This window comes from Phenylobacterium sp. (genome assembly GCF_044358365.1).
Taxonomy (GTDB): Bacteria; Pseudomonadota; Alphaproteobacteria; order Caulobacterales; family Caulobacteraceae; genus Phenylobacterium.
On record NZ_JBIKNZ010000143.1, the window covers coordinates 1 to 2,874 of the forward strand.

The window sequence follows — 2,874 nt, forward strand, 5'->3', positions numbered from 1 at the left end:
TCAGCGGACGACATCAGGGCCAGCGGCTGTTCAAGGCCGCATCAACAGGCCGGACACATGACCGCACCCGACCACGTCGCATCTCCTCAATGCCCCCTTGCCAACCGGGCGCCGTCCACACATGACAGTTGCAATAACCCCCAATCTCCCCTACGCTTCACCCCATGGCCCGCCTCTCCCGCGTTGTGATCCCCGGCGTTCCGCACCACGTCACCCAGCGCGGCAACCGCAGGGAGCGCACGTTCTTTGAGGACGGCGACTATCAGCTCTACCTCGACCTGCTGGCCGATGCGGCCCGGGCGGCGGGGGTGGAGGTGTGGAGCTATTGCCTGATGCCCAACCACGTGCACCTGGTGGTCACGCCGGGGGACGAGGAGGGCCTGTGGCGTACGTTCCGCAAGGTGCACCGCCACTACACCGGCTATATCAACGCCAGGATGCGCACCACCGGGCATCTGTGGCAGGGGCGATATGGCTCGGTGGCGATGGATGAGGGCCATCTGCTGTCGGCGTTGCGCTATGTGGCGCTGAACCCGGTGCGGGCGCGACTGGTCGAGCGGGCGGGCGACTGGCGCTGGTCCAGCACGCCGGCGTTGCTGGCGGGCCGCGATGACGCGGTGGTGCGGGTGGCGCCGGCGCTGGAGCGGGTGGGCGAGTTCGCGGCCTTTCTGGACGAGGACTTCGACGAAGCGGCCGCCTATGGACCGCTGCGCAAAGCCGAGCTGATCGGGCGACCGGTGGGCGCGGCCGACTGGATCACGGCGATGGAGGCGCGCACGGGGCTGACGCTCGCGCCCGGCAAGCGGGGTCCGAAGCCCGGGCGTGAGGCGGGAGTTTAGGGGTTCGTCGCACTTCAACATTGACACGGCCATTCAGGCTTATGGAGGTGGCGCTGGCGCAAAGTCGTGCGTCTTCACAGCGACGACTATTGATGCTTCCGATCTGTAAGCTTCCACCAAGAGGTTGCGCGCCAGCGCCACACGCGGATGGCGCAGCGATGACCGGGCCCAGACAAGGTGGAATGGATTACGCGGCGCCGAAACTGGAGCCGGTATCTCGACAAGAACGCCCGCTTCACGTTCGGCGCGCGTAAGGTAGCCCGGCAGGACTGACCAGCCGAGGCCCGCGCAAAGCGCTGAGCGCAGTACCCGGAGATCCGGTGCAGTGATCCTGGGCAGCCGCGCAAGCTCAATCCCGTTCGCATCAAGCCACGTGCGTACGAGCGGCCGGTCGAGGTCGTATGCAAGATGTGAAACCTGGTCTAGGCCTTCGGCAAGCGACAATCCAGCGATACGCTCGGCGACCGCTGCCGAGGCGACCGCGAGCAAACGTTCTTCACCCAAAATTTCAAAGGCAAGCCGCGGGTCGTCGGGCTGTGACGTAGTGATCCCTAGATGAACCCTATCGTCCAGCAACATGCTGTAGAGTGCTTCACGTCCTCCTATGTGAAGCCGCAGATCAAGTCCTGCATCTAGTAATGGACCGAGCCGCGGCGTAATCATCTCACCCAAAAGATCTGACGGTGCAGCAATATGCACCGTCCCGGACATGCGCGACGAGCGTGCCCTGGCTGTAGCCAACGCTGTTTCTGCCACGTCGAGGCTTCCGCCGATCGACGCTGCCAGATCGTCGGCGATTGCGGTGGGCCGTACGCCACGAGAGTGGCGGTCGAATAGCGGATGGCCAAGCTGCTCTTCAAGCGAGGCGATGTGCTGGGAAGCTGCTGGCTGAGTGATGCCGATCGCACGCGCTGCCCCGCTCAGGGATCGGCGGCGGTGGACCTCTACGAAAGTACGAAGCTGCATCAAGGACATTTCAGTCCCATAAACATCCTTATGAGAAGCCACCATTCCTCTTTGATTTTATCATGACCGAACTTGCGTATCTGTTTCGTCAACACGGAGCGAACAGATGTACGAGCGACGCGAAGTATTGACGGGACTAACCGCCATGATGGCGGGGAGCACCCTTTCGCCTGCCTGATTTGCTCGTTCGCGCCGATCTCAAAGACCAGTCCGGGCAGTCGCGTGAACCATACCTGCCCGGACCTGCACGGAGAATTTTCGATGATCCAACCAATCGTCTCCGACCCAACAATCGAACGATTTTTGCCGATGATTGCAGAGGCGGTGGGCCCCGATTTCGCCGCGTACCGCAACCACATCTACCGAGTACTGAGCTACGCGTCGCATTTTCTCGGCGATGATCAGCAGGGACGCGAACACATTGGCTTCGCGTTGGTGTTCCATGACGTGGGCATGTGGACCGACCACGAATTGGCCTATCTGGAGCCGTCGGAGGCGCTAGCCGAACGCGTCCGGGCGCAACACGCGTCGTATCTCAACCCCACACTGGTCGCCGCTATCATTCACTGGCATCACAAAGTGCTTCCATTCAACGGACCTGACGCTGCGGTAGTTAACGCGGCGCGGAAGGGTGACTGGATTGAAGCGAGCATGGGTGTGGTGCGCCACGGCGTTTCTCGCCAAGAAGTGGCGGCACTGGAGGCAGCAATCCCGGTGTTGGGCTTCCCTGACGTGCTATTGCGTCTTGCCAAGGATTTACATCAAGGAAGCCGAATGCTTGGTCTCTGTCGGGTTATCTCGCGAGTCTACAAACTGTAAAAACACCTAGTCTCGAGTGGGTTCGCCATTCAAGATTTAGCGCTATTCTGCAGATACATGATGCGTGGCGCACCAGAAAGGGCTCCTGGACGGAGAGACCGCGAATGCAGAAACGTTCAGGAGACTAGGCTCAGGACCCATTGAAATGATTCCCAAGGCGGGGTTGGTCTGATTCACTGGCGGCGCATGGAGGCGTCGTCATGAGTGATTTGATCTGGTTGTCGCAGGCGCAGATGCGCCGGATTGAGCC

At 61.5% G+C, this 2,874-nt stretch carries 3 protein-coding genes; 2 read left to right on the plus strand and 1 reads right to left on the minus strand.

Translation table 11 applies throughout. The features are described 5' to 3' along the window. The first annotated feature begins 164 nt into the window (after positions 1-164). The gene (locus tag ACIQ3B_RS18480; protein WP_397405198.1) at positions 165-839 is read left to right on the plus strand and encodes a transposase; all 675 of its coding nucleotides are present in this window, start codon (positions 165-167) and stop codon (positions 837-839) included. A gap of 39 nt (positions 840-878) precedes the next feature. Here the strand turns inward: ACIQ3B_RS18480 and ACIQ3B_RS18485 are convergent, their stop codons facing one another. Further along, the gene (locus ACIQ3B_RS18485; protein ID WP_397405200.1) at positions 879-1,814 is read right to left on the minus strand and encodes a LysR family transcriptional regulator; all 936 of its coding nucleotides are present in this window, start codon (positions 1,812-1,814) and stop codon (positions 879-881) included. 252 nt (positions 1,815-2,066) lie between these two features. Here ACIQ3B_RS18485 and ACIQ3B_RS18490 point away from each other — a divergent pair, with 252 nt between their 5' ends. Beyond that, entirely contained in the window at positions 2,067-2,624 is a 558-nt protein-coding gene (locus tag ACIQ3B_RS18490) for a hypothetical protein (protein ID WP_397405202.1), read from the plus strand. The last annotated feature ends 250 nt before the right edge of the window (positions 2,625-2,874 follow it).

What these genes read in the sequence shown, in the direction of transcription:
- ACIQ3B_RS18480 (WP_397405198.1), top strand. Translation starts at nt 165, where the DNA reads ATGGCCCGCCTCTCCCGCGTTGTGATCCCCGGCGTTCCGCACCACGTC.
- ACIQ3B_RS18485 (WP_397405200.1), bottom strand. Translation starts at nt 1,814, where the DNA reads ATGTCCTTGATGCAGCTTCGTACTTTCGTAGAGGTCCACCGCCGCCGA.
- ACIQ3B_RS18490 (WP_397405202.1), top strand. Translation starts at nt 2,067, where the DNA reads ATGATCCAACCAATCGTCTCCGACCCAACAATCGAACGATTTTTGCCG.